Source organism: Bacillus sp. T2.9-1 (genome assembly GCF_950097965.1).
Lineage (GTDB): Bacteria > Bacillota > Bacilli > Bacillales > Cytobacillaceae > Niallia > Niallia hominis.
This window is the reverse complement of record NZ_CATNHG010000057.1, coordinates 21389-41344: the sequence shown is the minus strand read 5'-3', so window position 1 is coordinate 41344 and position 19956 is coordinate 21389. Positions and strand designations below refer to the sequence as shown.

At 36.4% G+C, this 19956-nt stretch carries 16 protein-coding genes and 1 riboswitch; of the genes, 13 read left to right on the top strand and 3 right to left on the bottom strand.

Going from position 1 to position 19956, the window contains the following annotated elements; translation table 11 throughout:
• Positions 1 to 257 precede the first annotated feature (257 nt).
• A complete protein-coding gene (gene cysI / locus QQZ16_RS04165) occupies positions 258 to 1982 on the bottom strand; it encodes an assimilatory sulfite reductase (NADPH) hemoprotein subunit (RefSeq protein WP_109768663.1) in 1725 nt (574 codons plus the stop codon).
• 29 nt (positions 1983 to 2011) lie between these two features.
• A complete protein-coding gene (locus QQZ16_RS04160) occupies positions 2012 to 3838 on the bottom strand; it encodes an assimilatory sulfite reductase (NADPH) flavoprotein subunit (protein WP_284561141.1) in 1827 nt (608 codons plus the stop codon).
• A 438-nt stretch (positions 3839 to 4276) separates the two neighbouring features.
• Here QQZ16_RS04160 and QQZ16_RS04155 point away from each other — a divergent pair, with 438 nt between their 5' ends.
• From QQZ16_RS04155 to QQZ16_RS04095, 13 genes are all read left to right on the top strand, one after another.
• Entirely contained in the window at positions 4277 to 5170 is an 894-nt protein-coding gene (locus QQZ16_RS04155; protein WP_284561137.1) for a LysR family transcriptional regulator, read from the top strand.
• A 300-nt stretch (positions 5171 to 5470) separates the two neighbouring features.
• Positions 5471 to 6058, top strand: coding sequence for an ECF transporter S component (locus tag QQZ16_RS04150; protein ID WP_031535115.1), 588 nt, complete (start codon positions 5471 to 5473; stop codon positions 6056 to 6058).
• A gap of 422 nt (positions 6059 to 6480) precedes the next feature.
• Positions 6481 to 6587: riboswitch (SAM riboswitch) on the top strand.
• Positions 6588 to 6784: 197 nt separating this feature from the next.
• A complete protein-coding gene (locus QQZ16_RS04145; protein ID WP_268817803.1) occupies positions 6785 to 6913 on the top strand; it encodes a YezD family protein in 129 nt (42 codons plus the stop codon).
• Positions 6914 to 7100: 187 nt separating this feature from the next.
• Positions 7101 to 7817 carry a phosphoadenylyl-sulfate reductase gene (locus QQZ16_RS04140; protein ID WP_031535113.1) on the top strand — a complete coding sequence of 239 codons (717 nt, stop codon included), beginning with the start codon at positions 7101 to 7103 and terminating at the stop codon, positions 7815 to 7817.
• A 19-nt stretch (positions 7818 to 7836) separates the two neighbouring features.
• Entirely contained in the window at positions 7837 to 8913 is a 1077-nt protein-coding gene (locus QQZ16_RS04135; protein WP_031535111.1) for an inorganic phosphate transporter, read from the top strand.
• 66 nt (positions 8914 to 8979) lie between these two features.
• A complete protein-coding gene (sat, locus tag QQZ16_RS04130) occupies positions 8980 to 10128 on the top strand; it encodes a sulfate adenylyltransferase (protein ID WP_031535110.1) in 1149 nt (382 codons plus the stop codon).
• A gap of 15 nt (positions 10129 to 10143) precedes the next feature.
• Positions 10144 to 10749, top strand: a complete 606-nt coding sequence (cysC, locus tag QQZ16_RS04125; protein ID WP_031535108.1) for an adenylyl-sulfate kinase — start codon at positions 10144 to 10146, stop codon at positions 10747 to 10749.
• 113 nt (positions 10750 to 10862) lie between these two features.
• Positions 10863 to 11636 (top strand): uroporphyrinogen-III C-methyltransferase, encoded by a 774-nt coding sequence (gene cobA, locus QQZ16_RS04120; protein WP_031535105.1) that lies wholly within the window; start codon positions 10863 to 10865, stop codon positions 11634 to 11636.
• Positions 11636 to 12403, top strand: a complete 768-nt coding sequence (locus QQZ16_RS04115; RefSeq protein ID WP_031535104.1) for a sirohydrochlorin chelatase — start codon at positions 11636 to 11638, stop codon at positions 12401 to 12403. The genes cobA and QQZ16_RS04115 overlap by 1 nt, the downstream gene beginning before the upstream one ends.
• Positions 12384 to 12989 (top strand): precorrin-2 dehydrogenase/sirohydrochlorin ferrochelatase family protein, encoded by a 606-nt coding sequence (locus QQZ16_RS04110; protein WP_065429086.1) that lies wholly within the window; start codon positions 12384 to 12386, stop codon positions 12987 to 12989. Before QQZ16_RS04115 ends, QQZ16_RS04110 begins: the two co-directional genes overlap by 20 nt.
• A 279-nt stretch (positions 12990 to 13268) precedes the next feature.
• Entirely contained in the window at positions 13269 to 15974 is a 2706-nt protein-coding gene (locus QQZ16_RS04105) for a hybrid sensor histidine kinase/response regulator (RefSeq protein WP_284561136.1), read from the top strand.
• A gap of 70 nt (positions 15975 to 16044) precedes the next feature.
• Entirely contained in the window at positions 16045 to 18102 is a 2058-nt protein-coding gene (locus QQZ16_RS04100; protein WP_284561135.1) for a response regulator, read from the top strand.
• Positions 18103 to 18262: 160 nt separating this feature from the next.
• On the top strand, positions 18263 to 18694 hold the full coding sequence (locus tag QQZ16_RS04095) for a VOC family protein (protein WP_031535096.1): 432 nt from the start codon (positions 18263 to 18265) through the stop codon (positions 18692 to 18694).
• Positions 18695 to 19126: 432 nt separating this feature from the next.
• Here QQZ16_RS04095 and QQZ16_RS04090 read toward each other — a convergent pair whose 3' ends face one another.
• Complete coding sequence (locus QQZ16_RS04090) at positions 19127 to 19906, bottom strand: hypothetical protein (protein WP_192840958.1); 780 nt, start codon at positions 19904 to 19906, stop codon at positions 19127 to 19129.
• Positions 19907 to 19956: the final 50 nt, after the last annotated feature.

Here is a 19956-nt window from a genome sequence, read left to right as displayed (position 1 = left end):
AATTGGTTTTGATTTGCAATGGAGATGATTTAGAGTTGTGGAGTTGAGTAAAAGTTTGAAAGGATTAGGGGAAGCTATAATATATGCTCCGAATTAAAGGGATACAATCTAACTTCGCAGAAATAGTCCGAAAAAAGAAGATATGATCCAAACGATGAAAATATGAACCAAACGCCAAAATATAATTCCAAACCTAAACAAAAAACACCACCCAATCAAAAATGATTAAAGTGGTGCAATATATTCATAACCTAATCTCAATCGTGGAAATTCATACCATCTGTTACTTCTTTAACAATGCCAGCACGAATGACAAAATCGCCAAAGTGTTCATTTTCTATGCGTTCTTTTGCAAAACGTGGGAGCAAGACGCGAAGTTCAGACAAGATTTCTTCCTCGCCGACATTTTCGCGATATAGTTTGCTTAAACGGCTTCCGTTGAAGGCAGCGCCTAAGTACATATTGTATTTTCCAGGACCTTTCCCAATAAAGCCGATTTCTCCTAAAGCATGGCGAGCACAGCCATTTGGACAGCCTGTCATACGAATCGTAATTTCTTCTTCTCTCAACCCGTTTTCATCGACAATTTCTTCAATCTTATCAATTAAGACTGGTAAGTATCGTTCTGCTTCTGCCATCGCAAGCCCACACGTTGGTAGGGACACACAGGCAATAGAATTGCGACGAAGTGCGGAGAAACGTTTGCCATCCATTATGCCGTATTGCTCTATTAAATGAGCAATCTGCTTTTTATTGCGGCTTGATACATTGGCGATTACTAAATTTTGATTAGCTGTTAATCGAAAATCGCCAGTATGTACTTTAGCAATTTCGCGTAAACCGGTCATTAAAGGATAGCTTTCATAGTCTTTAATGCGACCGCCTTCGACAAATAAAGTGAAATGCCATTTTCCTTTGATTCCTTTTTCCCAGCCATAGCGGTCGCCATTATGATTGAAGTGGAATTCTCTCGCATCTTGCAGCTTCCAGCCTAAACGATTCTCTAATTCTTCCACAACATTCTCTAAGCCGAGGCGATCTACGGTATACTTAAACCGAGCATTTTTACGAACAGAGCGATTTCCGTAATCACGTTGAATGGTAATAACTTTTTCAGCAAGTTCTAAAATTTGTTCTGGTGTACAGAATCCAATTACTTTTGCGAGCTGAGGATAAGTTGCTTTATCTCCATGGGTCATTCCCATTCCGCCGCCAATGGCAACGTTAAAGCCAACTAATTCTTCCTTCTCCGTAATAGCGATAAACCCAAGATCTTGGGAGAATACATCGATATCATTAGAAGGAGGAACTGCAATTCCAATTTTAAATTTTCTAGGTAAATATAATTTTCCATACATTGGCTCTACTTCTGTTTCCTCCACACTTGGAGTGAAAGCTACTTTTTCCTTATCTAACCATAGCTCATGATAAGCTTGTGTACGAGGCAATAAATGATCACTTAATTTTTGAGACCATTGATATACGTCACTATGCAATGCTGATTGATAAGGATTTGGATTACACATTACATTACGGTTTACATCACCGCAAGCTGCAATTGTATCTAATAAGGATTGATGGATATCTTGGATTGTTTGTTTCATATTCCATTTTAAAATGCCGTGCATTTGGAATGCTTGGCGTGTTGTCAATTTTAATGTATTATTTCCATACTTCTGTGCCAATTCATCCATTGTTAACCATTGTGCTGGTGTAGCTACCCCACCAGGAGTTCGGACGCGGAGCATAAATTGATAGGCAGGCTCCAATTTTTGTTTTGCGCGCTCATTTCGAATATCACGATCATCCTGTAAATAGCTTCCGTGGAATTTCATTAAGCGGTTATCATCCTCTGAAATGCCTGAGCTTAATTCTTCCTCCATGGATTCCTTTAAAGTTCCACGTAAGTAATTGCTTTCTTCTTTTATGCGCTCCACATCACTTGGTGGTCCTTCTGGGGCTTTTAATACTTGTTTTGCCATTTTAGAAAAACTCCTTTCCTGCAATATTATTAGTAAACATCTCGTTGGTAACGTTTGTTTTGTTTCATGGCTGCTACATATTCCTCAGCTTGTTCTAAGGACATTTGACCTTCTTTTTGAATAATAGCAAGAAGAGTTTGATGAACATCATGCGCCATATGCTTTTCATCTCCACAAATATAAAGAACAGCTCCTTCTTCCAGCCATTCAAATAGCTCTTTACTATGCTCAAGCATACGGTGCTGAACATATACCTTTTCTGCTTTATCACGAGAAAAAGCAATATTCATTTTCGTTAACACACCATCTTTAAGCCAATTTTGCCATTCTGTTTGATAAAGGAAGTCTGTGACAAAATGCTGGTCTCCAAAGAATAGCCATGATTTTCCTTCTGCTCCTATTTCTTCTCTTTCTTGCAAGAAAGAACGGAATGGTGCAACTCCTGTCCCAGGACCAACCATAATAATAGGTGTGTCTGGATTTTCTGGAAGCTTGAAATTTTCATTGTTTTGTATATAGATAGGCAGCTTATCTCCTGGCTGAATACGCTCAGCAATTTGAACAGAGCAGACACCGCTGCGATCTCGTCCGTTTGCATGGTAACGCACGGCTCCGATGGTTAGATGTGCTTCATCTGGATTTGCCTTATAGCTGCTGGCAATGGAATAAAGACGAGTCGGCAGTTTACGAAGCAAGGATGCGAATGTTTGTGCATTTGTCTCTAACGGTCCAAAATCTCGGATAAGATCTAATATGTCACGACCATTTATATATGCTTTTAGTTTTTCTTCATTTCCTTTAGCTAGTAGCTCGTCTAGAGATGGATTTGCTGCTATTTTTGCAAATTTTTCTAACAGTGGCTTTGTTAAAACAGTAATTTCATAGTATGTTAATAAAGCTTCGCGAAATGCTAGAACTTCCCCTTGTTTATTTATCGTTACACTTTCTGTAGGAGAGAATCCTAGTTCTTTTACTAAAAGATCTACTAGCTCTGGATCATTATTAGGAAATATCCCGAGGCTGTCGCCAGGCTCAAAGCTAATACCAGAATCCTCAAGAGAAAGTTCTACATGCAATGTTTCTTTATTGGAACCTTGACCATTTAAATTAATGACGTCAAGTATCTCTGCATAATACGGATTGCTGCGGGAATAGCCAGAATCTCGAATAGATTGTGGTATTGTGCTTATTGGATTAGGGGCTGTTGACTCTGCTTGAAGGTTCAAGCCGTTAACAACACCTGAGAACCATTCGCTTGCTGGCTCCTCATAATCGAGATCACAATCCACACGTGGGTAAAGTCTCGTTCCGCCTAATTCTTCTAAACGGGAATCAAATTGTTTTCCTGTTTCACAAAAGAACTCATAAGAGCTATCGCCAAGCGCCAACACCGAGTATTGGAAATCCTCAAGCTTTGGAGCTCTTTTTCCATGCAGGAATTCATGGAAAGCTATTGCGGTATCTGGTGGATCACCTTCTCCATGTGTGCTAACAATAATAAGAAGATTTCGTATTTTTTTAAGATTATTAGGCTTAAAATCAGCCATTGATTGTACTGTTACATTAAATCCCAATTCCTTTAAGCGACTGCCGTGATCCTTGGCAAGGCTTTGTGCATTCCCAGTTTGCGATCCAAAAAGAATGGTAATGTCTTTTGTAATGGGAGTAGCTACCTGTTGTTCCGTTAATGAAGTAGTTAGGCTAGGTTCTCCTGCTGTTGTTGCGATTGCTGCTGTGGAAGCAGATAAATAACCATTTAGCCAAATTTTCTGTGATTCAGTTAAAGTTGGTAAAAGACGGTTTAATAATTCGGTTTGTTCTTGATTAAAGGGACTGTTTATTACTTGAAGCTGCAACACTTTCACCTCGCATAGATAATAGCATTTCTTTTTATAGTTTGATTAGTAAGATAATTCTTGAGATTTATTTTATAATGAAAAGAGAGGATTGTCACTGTGAATTTATTAATCCTATCAGACAAATCGGATTAGAAAATATAAAAGTAGCCTGTTACTTTTTTGAACAAGCAGGGGGATAATATTTTTTCTAAAGATTAGTCTTTATAATTTTAATTGCACTACAAAAGCTATCTGATAAGGATTCACCTAATAAATGACTGTGTTAGGCGTCATAATGGCATACAATTCAACCATGAAAGTGGTCTGCCTAAACTTTCCTCGTATTACACGTACTCTAATTGTACTTTACTGTAAATAAAAGAATGAGTAAAATACATATAATTAATTGCAACTATTAGTAATTCTAATAACTGAAAGCTAAGATGGAGGAAAAGTATGCAATATGATGCGTTAAAGACATTTGTGACACTTGTTGAAGTGAAGAATTTTACAAAGACAGCAGAAATGCTCCTTATGAGTCAGCCTAGTGTTAGTCTGCATATAAAAAACCTCGAAAAAGAATTCCAGACAAAATTATTGGAACGCTCACCAAAGTATTTAAAAGTAACGCCAACAGGCCAGATGCTATATGATTGTGCCGTTCAGATGATTCGCTTATATGAACAGACGAGACAGCATATCTTGGAGCACCATCATGCAATAAAAGGGGAACTGAAAATAGGCGCAAGTTTTACGATTGGCGAATATATTTTGCCTTCCGTACTGCTTGATTTGCAAAAGCAGCATCCTGAATTGCAAATACAAGTAACGATTGGAAACACAGAAGAAATTGTCCAAGCAGTAAGATTATATGAAGTAGACATTGGTTTAATTGAAGGGCAGACAAATGATAAGGAACTGCAGGTTATTCCTTTTATGGAAGATGAGCTATACATTGTCGCATCTATGAATCACCCTTTAGCATACCGAGAAGAAATTTCGATTTCAGAACTACATGATCAAGCGTGGATTACAAGAGAGGTTGGATCAGGGACGAGAGAATACTTAAATCATGTCATTCGCTCCAATGGCTTAAGAGCCCAATCCTTCTTAACCATTAGTAGTAATCAAGGCATCAAGGAGACACTGATTAATGGAAATGGTTTATCGCTTTTATCAAAAAGTGTCATTGAAAGGGATGTAAACAACGGGAATCTGTGTATTATTTCAGTGATAAATACTCGCTTTACAAGAAGGCTATCCTATTTATTTGCACCAATTATGAAGGAGAAACAAAATGTTCTTACCTTTATTGAGACATTAAAGGAGACATTTCCCTATAATGATTAATCATTGGCTGTTCCTATAGGAGTCAAGTGGTCACCTCTCCAAACCAACTTAATATTCGCTTTCAAATAAATTAATTCTAATTTAATTTGGAAAAACTATACTTTTTCAGTGTCCTCATCATTTAAGGTGGGACATATGTATAACAGCAAGTAATTAATCTCATTCTAAAGGAAAAAGCAGAAAATCCTTCTTATATCATAGAAAAATAACTAGTGTTTGTAGTATGATAACAAAGGAATTTTATTAAAAGAAGGAAAAGCAAACGAACTGCTTTTTCTAAATAAGGAGAACTACTTGCCTATGAAAAAAAGAAACAAAACAACTCGTTTGGTTCTACTAGGTCTGCTTACCGCAATTATTATCATTCAAACCATTGTTCCGATATTAGGATATATTCCGACTCCTATACTGAGTTTAACGATTATTCAGGTTACAGTTATTATTGCAGCTATCGTGTTAGGGCCAGTAGATGGTGCAATTATTGGAGGCGTTTGGGGAGTCATTACGTTCGTTCGAGCGTTCACCTATCCAACAAGTCCCCTTGCACCAATTATTTTTACAAACCCATTAATATCTGTTTTTCCAAGAGTGATGATTGGGGTAGTGGCAGGGCTGTTATTTTACAAAGTGCTGAAGGATAGAATGAATGAAACGATTGCGATGAGTATTTCTGGTGTGATTGGTTCACTAACCAATACGATTCTTGTGTTAGGATTTGTCTACTTATTTGTAAGAGAGAGCTATGCAAATGCAATAGGCGTGAATGTTGAAGATCTTCTGCCAGCGATACTAGCGATAGTTGGCACAAATGGTGTACCAGAAGCAATTCTATCAGGGATTCTTACACCAATCATAGCTAAGCCGTTGTTAAAGATAAGAAAAAAATAAGGAACGGAAAATGAGGCTGGGACATAAGCATTTCAATCAATAATAAACACGACTTATAATATAATTAATTCGCATTAATGTTCGTATTTATTATTTCAGACAAAGGTTTAAAACGACTTAGTTTTAACACGTGACTATAGTTAAAAACATAGATAACCATCATGAGAAAGTAGAAGCTTTATTTAAGAGATAAATTAGAGATGTTAGTTGTTACAGATTGGTTATTTCGTTTTGTCCCAGCCTTATTTTTGCAACAAGGTTCTTTTTTTATTATCGGTCATGCACCAGTAAAATGTTTTTTTATATAATGATAACAATTATTCCTCCTTAAATACTAGGAAATAAAAATATAATTCCGACTAAACAACTAGAAAAACTTATTGACAATAATAGCAATTATGATAAAATTTAGAAAATAACGATGCTTATCAAGAGTGACTGAGGGAATTGGCCCAAAGAAGTCCGGCAACCTGCTAAAGTGCAAGGTGCCAAATCCACCAAAATGGATAGCCATTTTGAAAGATAAGGTAAGAATAATTACCTGCTATCTTTCCGAATGGAAGGATTTTTTTAGCTTTTATGCATGATTTCTACATGGATAAATCCAAGCAGTCATTTGGTAAGAGTTTTCGGTACAATAAATGTCTGGCGCAAGCGCTATGCAAATGGTTAATAAGGATTTCACCTTTTTTAAGGAGGGATTTGTTGGTGGGGGAAACAAATCAGCTGGACAAAGTGAAGACTCAATTAGAAGAAATTTTAAAAACAATGCAATTTGGATCTGTCACGTTAGTGGTACAGGATGGGAAAATTATTCAAATTGAAAAAAATGAAAAAATACGCTTAGGAAAATAATTTAGGCGTTTTATAAAGAAGCTGACTAGACAAACTAGAGGCAACTTTAACTGAGAAAGTGGTTAAAGCTGCCTTTTTGCATAAAGTGGCATTTAATCAACGGGATAGTCGATTAAAGAAAATAATGGTTGGTTATACGCAGATAACCAGATGCTTACGCTTTTCTAATAGGGATGGAGGATTGTTTATGAGTGAGTTATTAACCTATGAAACAATTGATACGTATCCTCCTGTTGACTTTTCGAGTGAAACGGAGACAAAGGGAGCTTTAGAGGTTTTAAAGTGGGCCTATGATACGTATAAAGATGATATTGTTTATGCTTGTAGCTTTGGAATTGAAGGGATTGTGCTAATCGATTTAATCTCGAAAATAAAGAAAGATGCTCATATTGTCTTTTTAGATACAGATGTACATTTTGATGAAACCTACGAATTAATTGATAAAGTGAAAAAACGGTATCCTGATTTGCAAATAGAAATGAAAAAGCCGGCTATTACATTAGAGGAACAGGCAGCTCAATATGGAGAGGAGCTTTGGCTATCTAATCCAAATAAGTGCTGTGAAATTAGGAAGGTGATTCCTTTAAATGAAGTATTATCTGAGCCGATTGCTTGGATATCTGGACTTAGAAGAGAACAGTCGGAAACAAGAAAAAACACACAATATCTTAATAAAGATAATAAATTTAAGTCAATTAAAGTTTGTCCACTTATTCATTGGACATGGAAGGATGTTTGGAGATACGCCCATAAGAATTCTTTAGATTACAATATTCTTCATGATAAAGGCTATCCTAGCATTGGCTGCAGAACATGTACACAGGCAGCTATTAATATGGATGATTTACGTTCTGGAAGATGGTCAGGAAAAGGAAAAACAGAATGCGGGTTACACTTACAATAATGAGTAGAGGTACACGGGTATGATCGTTGTTCTAGCAGGTATTATGTCATTGTTTTTTGCAATGAACATTGGCGCAAGTGGTGCAGCAGCAAGTCTTGGTGTTGCATATGGATCAGGCGCTATTCCTAAAAAGAGAGTAGCTTTGCTCATATGTGCAGTTGCAATCTTACTGGGGGCAGTTATTGGCGGAAGTGAAGTAGTAAAAACAGTTGGGGAAGGGTTAATTCCAAGCAATATCCTTGATGCCAAAATCGTTTTAATCATATTATCATCAGCTGCTCTTTCCTTATTTATTGCGAATATAATGGGGATTCCCCTTTCGACAAGTGAAATTACAGTTGGTAGTGTAGTAGGAGTAGGTGTAGCTTTTAAAAGCTTATATATTGCGAATATATTATGGATTGTCTTTTTTTGGATTTTAGTTCCTATCGTTTCTTTTTTTATTGCTTTAGGGGCTGGAAAATATATAAGAAAGCTTGAAAGTCAAAATGAATGGATACGTAATCCAAGTAATGAAAAATATTTATCTATTTTCGTCATTATCGTTGGCTGCTTTGAAGCTTTCTCTGCAGGGATGAACAATGTCGCAAACTCTATTGGACCATTAGTTGGTGCAAACATGATATCTATGCAAACAGGAGTAGTTGTAGGTGGTTTTTTCATTGCAATTGGAGCCTTTTTGTTAGGCGGAAGAGTACTTCAGACCAATGGGAAGAAAATTGTCCAATTTAGCAAGCTTGAAGGAGGACTCATTTCAGGAACAGGTGCAACACTTGTTATGATTGCTTCTATATTTGGATTGCCAGTGCCATTAACACAGGTCACAAGTTCAGCAATTATTGGCATTGGAGTATCAAAGAATGGATATGGAATGCTGAAAAAGAAATTAGTGCTCAGAATATTTAAGGTATGGATTGTTTCGCCAGTCTTATCATTAGTTATTTCTTATAGTCTAATTCAAGTATTCATAAAAGCAGATATCTATAATGTACTTATAATTCTTAGTGTTTGTATTGCAACACTTGGAATTATAAGCTTGATGAAAACCATTCGAGAAGATAATAGCACTATTTATGAAGACGGTGGCGGGATTTAATAGAACGAACTGGAAAAAGGACTTTTATACCTAAAAAAACAATCAAAAACGAAAGGTGTGTTAAAAATGGCTTTAAGTCAACCACACGGTGGAAAATTAATTAATTTATACGATCCTAAATATGATGTATCTGAACTAAAGGTAGAACTAGAAATTGACACGGTTGCACTTAGTGATCTGGAGCTAATTGGAAACGGAGCATATAGCCCGCTAACCGGATTTCTATCACAAAAAGATTATGAAGCAGTTGTGGAAAATATGCACTTATCTACTGGAGAAGTGTGGAGTATTCCTATTACATTACCTATTTCACAGGAACAATCAGAATCTATTAATCTTCACGATACAGTTAAATTAGTATATCAAGGAGAAGTGTATGGTGTACTGACAGTAGAGGATATTTACATTCCAGATAAAGATAAAGAGGCAGTATCTGTTTACCGTACAGATGATTTAGCACATCCGGGTGTTAAGAAAATGTTTGACCGAGGAAATATTTATCTTGGCGGACCAATTAAACTAGTAAAGAAAGTAGATAAAACAGATTTTAGTAGTTTTTACTTAGATCCAGCAGAAACAAGAGCTGTGTTTGCGGAAAAGGGCTGGAAGACAGTAGTAGGGTTCCAAACAAGAAATCCAGTTCACCGTGCTCATGAATATATTCAAAAATCAGCGCTTGAAATTGTCGATGGTCTATTTTTAAACCCATTGGTAGGAGAAACAAAGTCTGATGATATTCCCGCAGATGTTCGTATGGAAAGCTATCAAGTCCTATTGAAAAACTACTATCCAGAAGATCGTGTTTTCTTAGCTGTATTTCCAGCTGCTATGCGCTATGCAGGCCCAAGAGAAGCGGTGTTCCATGCGATGGTAAGAAAGAACTATGGCTGTACTCATTTTATTGTAGGTCGTGATCATGCAGGAGTTGGAAGCTACTATGGAACATATGATGCACAAAGAATCTTTGCTCAATTTACCCAAGATGAGCTAGGCATTAATCTTTTATTCTTTGAACATAGTTTCTATTGTAAGAAATGTGAAAACATGGCTTCTACAAAGACTTGCCCACACGGTAGTGAACATCATGAAATTTTATCTGGTACAAAGGTTCGTGAACTTTTAAGAAACGGAGAAATTCCACCAAGTACATTTAGCCGTAAAGAAGTAGTGGAAGTGCTAATCAAAGGGTTACAAAAACAAGAAATCCATTCTTAAAGGAGAGAGAACGTTTTGAGCCAAAGTACAAATATCACATGGCATGATCATGCTGTAACAAAAAAGGATAGAAGAGAAAAAAATAAGCATCATAGCTATGTCCTATGGTTTACAGGGTTATCTGGCTCTGGAAAATCGACGGTTGCAAATGCTGTCGCCAAAAGATTATTTGACGATCAGACAAATAGCTATGTCCTAGATGGAGACAATATTCGTTTTGGAATTAATAAAGACTTAGGATTTTCTGATGAGGATCGAAAAGAAAACATCAGAAGGATTGGAGAAGTAAGTAAGCTTTTTGTAGATAGTGGGCATGTAGTACTAACTGCCTTCATTTCTCCATTTCGTGAAGATCGTGATAGGGTTAGAGCTTTATTAGAAGAAAACGAGTTTATTGAAGTATATATAAAGTGTTCTTTAGAGGCTTGTGAAGCAAGGGATCCGAAAGGCTTGTACGAGAAGGCAAGGAAAGGCATCATTAAAGATTTTACAGGGATTAGTTCTCCATATGAGGAGCCCGTTCATCCCGAAATAGTAGTGGATACAGAAAAATATTCTATTGATGAGTGTGTGGAACAAATCGTACAATATTTAAAAGAAAAAGAATATTACATCTCTTAATGTAGGGAAAAGGAGAAACCTGGGCGTGGTCTGTGGGATAACTATCCGTTCATTGGTATTTCCTTTCCCCTCTTTTCATTAACCTAAGAGAAACAACGAGAAGGGTGGATAAAATGGGGAAAGTATATCTAGTTGGTGCAGGACCAGGAGATCCAGATTTAATAACGGTAAAAGGACTAAAGTGTATCAAAAATGCAGATGTTATCTTATATGATCGCTTAGTAAATCGAGAGTTATTAGAATATGCAAGACCTAAGGCAGAACTGATTTATTGTGGCAAGCTTCCCCATCACCACGCTATGAAGCAGGAATTGATTAATCAAACACTAATTAAGCATGCCAAAAAAGGAAAGACAGTGACAAGGCTAAAAGGTGGAGATCCATTTGTATTTGGACGGGGAGGAGAAGAAGCGGAAGAATTAGCCAAAAATCAGATTCCCTTTGAAATTGTGCCAGGAATTACAGCAGGCATTGCTGCACCAAGCTATGCAGGTATTCCGGTGACGCACCGTAATTATGGATCCTCCTTTGCTTTTGTAACAGGGCATATGAAAAATGGGGAGGAAGACCATATAAAATGGGAAGCACTTTCGCAAATTGATACCCTTGCTATCTATATGGGAGTAAAAAATCTTCCATCTATTCAGTCAAAGCTGCTCTCTTTTGGAAAAAATAGCACAACCCCTGTAGCTTTAATAAATTGGGGGACAACTCTAAAGCAAAAGACGATTGTAACGGATTTGCAGCATATGATAGAAGATGCGGTAAAAGGGAAAATTGAAAATCCATGTATGATTGTCATTGGAGAGGTAGTAAAAATGCGAGAGAAAATCCAATGGTTTGAAGAAAGCTTCGGAGAGGACATGCCAAAAGAGGTGGTTTTATAGTGGAGGCAATATTATATATCTGTCATGGAAGCAGGGTAAAGGAAGCCAGTGAGCAGGCTATCTCCTTTGTAAAGAAGTGTATGGAGAGCAATGAATTTAAAGGGATACAAGAATACTCCTTTTTAGAATTGTCGGAGCCTTCCATAGAAGAGGGGTTTCGAAATTGTATTGAAAAAGGAGCCACTACTGTTTATATCATCCCTGTGTTGCTTCTCACGGCAGCACATGCTAAAAAAGATATTCCGGAAATATTAGAAAAACTTTCGATAGAATATCCCGATGTTCACATAAAATATGGCAAACCAATCGGTGTTCATCCTCAAATGGTTGAAATTGTTGCAGATAAGATTAAACGTACATCTATTTATAAGAAAACAAAGGAGGAAGTACTTGTTATTCTTGTTGGGCGTGGCAGCAGTGACCCAGATGTAAAACGGGATCTATGCAAAATCGCTTCCCTAATTGAAACGGAAGTAGACCGAATTGTTGTACAGGATTGCTATTTAACTGCTGCACAGCCTAGCTTTGAAGAAGCGCTTCAAATGGCTGACCAATCTTCCTATCGCCATGTGTTAGTTATTCCATATCTTTTGTTTACCGGAGTTTTAATGAAATCGATGGAAAAAACAATAAATAAAATAAAGAGTATCGATAAAGAATACGTCCTCGCTCCTTATTTAGGCTATGACCCATTAATAGCAGGGATATTAAAAGAGAGAATAGATGAAATGATGGTAGGTAATGAATATGATCTCATTACTAGTTGAGCTAAAAGATAGGCATTGTGTGGTAGTTGGTGGCGGCAAGATTGCCTATCGAAAGGTAATGATGCTTTTAGAGGAAGAAGCCAAGGTGACGGTAATCAGTCCTAAAGCATGCAGCGAAATAGAAGAGCTTTCAAAAGGTGAGAAAATAAAGCTGATTCAAAGAAAAGCAGTTGAAGAAGATTTTTCCCATGCTTTTCTAACCATTGCTGCAACAAATGAGGTGGAAGAAAATCGCCGTATCACGCAAAGACTTAAATCGATCAGCTTAGTAAATGATGCATCTGCCTATGAAGAGGGAAATTGTCAAATCCCAGCTAGCTTTAAAAAAGGGCGATTACATTTAAGTGTTTCTACGAATGGTGCCAGTCCAAAATTGGCTAAAAGAATGAAGGAAGTATGGCAAGAGAAGTATGATGATAACTATATTGCGTATATTGACTTTTTATATGAGGTTCGAAACCTTTTAAAGCAAAAATCACTTCCTCCTGAAGTTTCCCATGCAATCTTAGAAGAAATATTAGATAATGCCTATAAAGATTCAGGTGAATTACGACATATTTACTATAAAAAGCTCTTGAACCTCTAACCAAATGAGATGGTTTAGGGTTTTTTTTTATATGCTTTTTTGGACAGGCAGTTATATTGTTTGAAGCACTGCCCCCATTCTAGGAAGTAGACTTTACTGCGCTCTTAACATTTGATCGTTCTTCTAGTGGCTTCAAGTTTCATCCAATTATCATATTGTATCCTTGTCCCGTTTAACATATAATTTTTGTATAATGGTATTATTTTCATAACTTTTAAAAAAATCCCGACCAGTTTAAACATGGCGCTCATTTAAATTGGTAGATTAATAGGAGGATACATGAGATTTAGTACAAAGCTTTATTTTGGTTTAGGAATTATCTTTGTTTTAATTACCATTCTAATTATTGTACTTATGGGTATGCTTCGGCAGCAAAATGACAACATGCATGTACTTGTTACTGATAAGACAGAAAGAATAGATGCTGCATATATTTTAAAAAATGAAATTAATAACTTAAGTAGAGAAATCTATGAATTGTCCTCGCAATCGTCTATAGATTTAAATGATAGAACAATTAGTCAAATGGAAGAAACACGTAAGGAAATAAATAAAGCGTATAATTTCTTGATAGATCAAGACAAAAGAGAAGAAACGCAGGAATTATTAGTCCAGTTTTCAACCATCTATGATGTCTTTGAAGAAAAGGGTCAGCAAATAGTGGAAGCAGAAGACAAAAAAATGGATTCGGATTTTTGGATTAGAGAAAATGATGAAAAAAATAGGCTGTTAGAAATTGCTACCTCCTTATATTCGATACAGCTTAAAGATATGCAAGATGATCTAGAAAGTTCAAAGAAAACCTACGATATCGTTGTAGTGATGACATATATTTATATAATTGTCGGAGTTGTCAGCAGTATTGCTATTGCCATTTATTTAATAAGAGGGTTAACAAGAAACTTAAATAAAGTCACAACTGTCATGTCTGGTGTCTCTTATAAAAAGGGAATAAAATTTCCTCGATTAGAAATTGATTCAAAGGATGAAGTAGGAGAAATTGCGCGTGCTTTTAATGAAATGGTAACGACTTTAGAAAAGTATTCCAAAGATGAAATAGAAAGCAGGGCAAAAGCAGAAGAAAAAAGCTGGTTAGATTCACGTTTGGCAGAAATTACAACAGGTTTTTCAATGGTAGAAACAATGGAGGCGCTTGCTGATTATTTTATTTGTCAGATTACACCAGTAGTTGGAGCACAATATGGAATCTTTTATCAAATAAATAAACAGGAACAAGCGCACTATCTAGAAGAAATAGCTCAATATGCCTTCCATGACCAAGGAAGGTCCCCGATTATACAGCTAGGAGAAGGATTAGTAGGACAAGCAGCGAAGGAAAATAAAAGTATCAGTTTAATAGACATTCCGAAAGAATACATAAAGATTAAATCTGGTTCAGGAGAAGCAGAACCAAAACAAGTTCTTATTCATCCGATCTCCTATGAAGGAAAAGTATTAGCCATTGTGGAACTTGCCTCTTTACAATATTTTAGACCTGTTCAACAACGCTTACTTAAAGAGGTGGTGGAATATTTAGGTATATCCATTCATGGGATTATCAATCGACTGGAAGTTAAGCGATTATTAGAGGATGAGCAACGTTTAACAGAGGAGCTGCAAAGTCAATCAGAAGAGTTACAGGCTCAACAGCAGGAATTAATGGCGATTAATGAGGAGCTACAGACACAATATCGAGTTTCAGAGGAGAAGAATGCAGACCTTGAGCAAATAGGGAAAGAGTTAGAGGAAAAAGCGGAACAGTTAGTCTATAGCTCCCAATATAAATCTGAGTTTTTGGCAAATATGTCTCATGAGCTTAGAACCCCTTTAAATAGCATGCTAATTTTATCACAAATGTTAGTGGAAAAAGAAAATGAAAATTTAAATGCGAAACAAATTCAATATTTGCAGACCATTTATTTTTCTGGAAATGAATTATTAAGATTGATCAATGAAATATTGGATTTAGAAAAAATTGAGACAGGCATGATGGAAATAATAGTAGAACCAGTAAAGATGGAGGAAATTCAAAGTTGTCTGAAAAACCAATTTGCTCCTATTGCTAATAAGAAAAAACTTGATTTTTCAATAAAAATGGCGAAAGAGGTTCCCACTTTTATTGAAACAGATGCCCATCGTCTGAACCAAGTATTAAAAAATTTATTGTCAAACGCTTTTAAATTTACGGAAAAGGGAAGGGTAGAATTGTCTATTCGATTGGAGAATTCTACTAAGTTAGCTAATGCTAATGAAGGCGTAGTATCCTTCACCGTAAAGGATACTGGGATTGGAATTCCAAAGGAGAAAATGGATATAATCTTTGAGCCTTTTAAGCAGGCTGATGGAACAATTAGCAGAAGATATGGGGGGACAGGTCTGGGGTTGTCAATCTGTAAGGAAATTACTCATTTGCTAGGAGGTAGATTGGAGGCAATCAGTATGGAAGGGATGGGAAGTTCTTTTTCTATCTATTTACCTACAATGGGCCAAAAACAGAAGGATGCGGTATTACTTAATGAGAGATTGCTAAAGGAAGAGAGCTACCAACAGACTGCTGCAGCCAATGAAGAAGTGATCGATATAATCCATTCTAATGAGAATGCTAATCTGAAAGGGAAAAAGGTATTAATTATAGATGATGATATCCGTAATATTTTTTCCATCCATGCTGCATTGGAAGAGTACAATATTGATATCCTTTATGCGGAAAATGGCAGGGATGGCATAAGTCTTTTAGAAGCAAATCCAGACGTTGATCTTGTATTAATGGATATTATGATGCCTGAAATGAGCGGCTTAGAAGCTATTTCCATCATAAGAAAAAAGGAGGATTTTAAAACATTGCCCATTATTGCAATAACTGCAAAAGCGATGAAACATAATCGAGAACAATGTATAGAAGCAGGTGCATCTGATTATATTAGTAAACCAGTAAATTTGGAACAGTTATATTCGCTAATTCAAGTTTGGCTTTATAAAGAATAGAAGGACGATACTGATATTCAAGTAATGTTAGTAAATGGCTTGTTAATAGATAGGAGGCTCAAATATAATTATGCAATATTCGGCTCAATCTATAGAACAAAAGAAAAATCTATCTGCTTCAGTATCGGAACCAATCTATATTTTAATGGTAGATGACTTACAAGAAAACCTCTTAGCGTTAGAAGCAGTGTTAAACAATTCTCAGTATCATTTAGTTTTTGCAAAATCAGGGGAAGAAGCTTTAAAATTCATTTTGACATATGATTTTGCCGTTATTTTGTTAGATGTCCAAATGCCAGGGCTAAATGGGTTTGAAACAGCAAAATTGATTAAAGAACGAAAAAAGTCCCGTCATATACCTATTATTTTTATTACCGCTATCAGTCAAGATATGCAACATATTATGCAGGGATATCAAGTAGGTGCCATTGATTATATTGTAAAGCCATTTAATCCAGAAGCGTTGAAAAGCAAAGTGGCTCAGTTTGTTCAAATCTATGAAAGCCATACGAAAAGCCTCCATGAGATGAACTGGCAAACAACATCTGAATTGGAAAAAATGAATAAGGAACTAAGAATAACCAAAATGGATTTAACTAAAAATGCAGTCTTTTCTTCAATCTTACAGAAAGCATTGCAGGATACGATTGTTACTTTTGATGAAGAAGGAACAATTATTAGTGTAAATCCAAGTGTAAGAAGAATGTTTGGCTATGTAGAAGAAGATTTAATCGGTTCTTCTATTGAAGTGCTTTTACATTCGATTGAATCAGAGGTTTCTATAGAGACACCTATTACCTTTGATATGTTAGTTCCAAATTTTATTGGTAGAATGATAGAGGCAAAAGCTAAGCGAAAGAATAATATTGTTTTTCCTGTTGATCTATATATTGGGGACGCAATGGTTGAAGATTACCAACTATTTGTGTGTACGATTCGTGATATTTCCGAAAGAAAAGAGGTAGAACGCTTAAGAAAGCAACAAGTGGATCAACTAGAACATGCCGTGGAAGAAAGGACGCTAGAACTGCTATCCATGAATCATAAGCTACATAGAGAACGAGAAGAAAAATCGAAGGTAACAGATGATCTAATGCTTTCGGAAGGACGTTTTCGGCAAATATTTGAAGCAAGTCCATGCTTGATGGCAATACGCTCCATGGAAGAGCCTGCATTTATTGCTGTAAATAAAAATTGGGTAAAGAGTACAGGATATACGATGGAGGAGCTAAAGCAAGACGGCTATCATTGGAAGATTTTCAAAGATGTAAATGGAATAGAAGAGAACTTTCATGAGGAAGATTGGCAGTTCCCTTTAAAAAATCAAAGAGTCATTTTCACGATAAAGAATGGAGAACAAAAGCAGGGGTTATTATCCACCGAAATAATAACAATTAAGAATAATAATTGTGTATTAATTGTATTAAATGATATAACAGAAAGATTGGCTTTAGAAAAGGAAATGGCAAGGCTAGATCAATTAAATCTAGTCGGAGAAATGGCCGCGGGCATCGCACATGAAATTAGAAATCCAATGACAACAGTTCATGGATTCCTACAAATTGGAAAATCTAATCCATCTAATCTGTCATTAGAACATATGGAATTAATGATTGATGAATTGGATCGAGCTAATAAGATAATCAAGGAATTCCTTACGTTAGCCAAAAACAAGACAAGTGATAAGAGGCGATATTCGTTAAATAGAATTATTGAAATCATATATCCATTAATTAATGCAGAGGCCTTATTGACAGGAAAAAAGGTTAATCTTCAATTAGGAGTTTGTCCAGAACTCTATTTGGATGAGAAAGAAATACGGCAGCTTTTACTTAACCTTGCATTAAATGGATTAGAGGCAATGGAGACAGAAGGAATTCTTACAATAAGAACATTCTGTAAAGGAAAGCATCTTGTGTTGGAAATTATCGATAGCGGTAATGGGATTGATGAGGAAATATTAAAGAAGCTAGGAACGCCTTTTTTTACAACGAAGGACAATGGTACAGGACTGGGACTTGCAGTATGTTATCGAATAGCAGAACGTCATATGGCAAGAATAAATGTTCAGACAAGCGAGAAGGGCACGAAATTCTCAGTATACTTTGAAATAGAGCAAGGAAAATAGAGATTGGCTTAGTCAGCAGTCTTCTATTCTTCTTTATTGGGATGATTTTCGCTCTGTTTAGTAATAAGAAGCCTGTTTTAATAGCGAAATATTTTTAAAGGAAAATCTTGCAGAACCAGCGAACTTATAAATAAAAAATAGGAAGAAGGTGGGGATTTGTATGGTTCCACAGAGGGTTTCATTGCTAACATTAGGAGCTTTGAGATTACCAGAATTGCGTAAGTTTTATCAACTTCTAGGATGGGAGGAAACGGAAGCTAGCTCAGATGAATATGCTGTTTTTAAGACCGCTGGTGTTTTCTTAACATTGTTTCCTTTAGAGGAATTGGCGAAGGATGCTGGGGTGGAGCTTCAAAGTCCGATCGAAGGCTTTAGGGGAGTTACTTTTGCAATCAATGTAAATGCAGCAGAGGAAGTAGATAGTGTTATGGAAAAGGTGAGAATGGCAGGCGGGAAAATTCTTAGAGAGCCAAGTGATGCTTTTTGGGGCGGCAGAACCTCTTATTTCGCAGATCCAGAAAATAATCTTTGGGAAGTAGCTTGGAATCCGAGTTCCGTTTTTGATGAAAGAGGAGCAATGATTGATTTTTAAAAAGAAATGCAGAGGGCAGCAGTTTAGGATTAGCCCCTGGATGCTAGGAGTAGTTGTTAAATGGACTTGAGAAATTTAATTAACAAGAGGCTGGGCCAAAACTAAATAACTAATCTTTAAAGACGAACAATCTCTAATTTAGCTCTTAAATAAAGCTTCTCATGATGGTTATCTATGTTTTTAAATATAGTCAAGTGTAAAAACTAGGTCGTTCCATTGCGCTACAGACGCACGATGCGCCGAGGAGGAAGCTGATCCTGCGGGGTCTAAAGCGTCTCTATTTCCCGCAGGAGTCGAGCCGTCCTCTGCTCCATTTCACTTCGTTTTTAAACCTTTTCTAAAACGATAAAAACGATTATTTATGAGTATAAATTGTACAATTGTTCGTACATATTGTTAGTTAAATTGCTTACGTCCCAACCTCTTTACCTATTATTTATGCTTTACAAAGTCCATCACATAGCGAATATATTTATCATCTCTTGCCAGCCATACTCCATAATTTCTGCGTAGGAAAATTTCTCCTTGCATGAAGGTAGAAAAAGTTTGTTGGAGCTTTGTTTTTTTCTGGTTAATGGCCCACTGGTTTCTACTCACCTGATAAAGGAAGAACACTTCGTCCTGCTTGTTTTCAAATAGAGTACCAAGTGGAGAATCCTTTTTATTGTATTCATTCTTTTTCGGATCTTCACGTAGTGGTTCTAATGCAAAGGTATCTAAGCAGTAATTTTGGTAAGCCTTATCGGTTAAGTTGCAGCCAGAAGCCTTCACATGACCGCCACCTCCATAGGTGCCAGCTACTTTTGATACATCAACATGGTCATGAATTGTACGGAAACCAAGTTTTTTTCCGCCAATATTAACAATTGCTATGTAATCTAAATGAGGATATTCCTTTCCAAGCTCATTCCCTAATTCAGAATGATATTGTTCGGCATAAACCACGCCAGCATATAAACCATCAATTTCTTTTTGGACAAGTTCCCGTCTTTTGCGGCGAATATAACGGTCAATTTTTTTCTCTTCCATATCTAGTATTTGTACTTCTAACTCATCAAAAAAGAAGTGATCATTTGCCTTTAAGCGTGTTACCATTTTTTCAACGAATTCGTCAAAAGAAATAAGATAAAAAAGTGCGTTTAAACGTTGTGCTGCTAGATTATTGTTTTTTTCCCAATATAGCAATAGGTGGGATTTTGAGGTTATCTCCATCCTTTCCCCTGCTCCACACCGTACGTGCGATTTTCACCGCATACGGCGTT

What these genes read in the sequence shown, in the direction of transcription:
- QQZ16_RS04100 (WP_284561135.1), top strand. Translation starts at nt 16,045, where the DNA reads ATGCAATATTCGGCTCAATCTATAGAACAAAAGAAAAATCTATCTGCT.
- sat (WP_031535110.1), top strand. Translation starts at nt 8,980, where the DNA reads ATGGCTTTAAGTCAACCACACGGTGGAAAATTAATTAATTTATACGAT.
- QQZ16_RS04095 (WP_031535096.1), top strand. Translation starts at nt 18,263, where the DNA reads ATGGTTCCACAGAGGGTTTCATTGCTAACATTAGGAGCTTTGAGATTA.
- QQZ16_RS04090 (WP_192840958.1), bottom strand. Translation starts at nt 19,906, where the DNA reads ATGGAGATAACCTCAAAATCCCACCTATTGCTATATTGGGAAAAAAAC.
- QQZ16_RS04105 (WP_284561136.1), top strand. Translation starts at nt 13,269, where the DNA reads ATGAGATTTAGTACAAAGCTTTATTTTGGTTTAGGAATTATCTTTGTT.
- cobA (WP_031535105.1), top strand. Translation starts at nt 10,863, where the DNA reads ATGGGGAAAGTATATCTAGTTGGTGCAGGACCAGGAGATCCAGATTTA.
- QQZ16_RS04150 (WP_031535115.1), top strand. Translation starts at nt 5,471, where the DNA reads ATGAAAAAAAGAAACAAAACAACTCGTTTGGTTCTACTAGGTCTGCTT.
- cysI (WP_109768663.1), bottom strand. Translation starts at nt 1,982, where the DNA reads ATGGCAAAACAAGTATTAAAAGCCCCAGAAGGACCACCAAGTGATGTG.
- QQZ16_RS04110 (WP_065429086.1), top strand. Translation starts at nt 12,384, where the DNA reads ATGATCTCATTACTAGTTGAGCTAAAAGATAGGCATTGTGTGGTAGTT.
- QQZ16_RS04135 (WP_031535111.1), top strand. Translation starts at nt 7,837, where the DNA reads ATGATCGTTGTTCTAGCAGGTATTATGTCATTGTTTTTTGCAATGAAC.
- QQZ16_RS04140 (WP_031535113.1), top strand. Translation starts at nt 7,101, where the DNA reads ATGAGTGAGTTATTAACCTATGAAACAATTGATACGTATCCTCCTGTT.
- QQZ16_RS04155 (WP_284561137.1), top strand. Translation starts at nt 4,277, where the DNA reads ATGCAATATGATGCGTTAAAGACATTTGTGACACTTGTTGAAGTGAAG.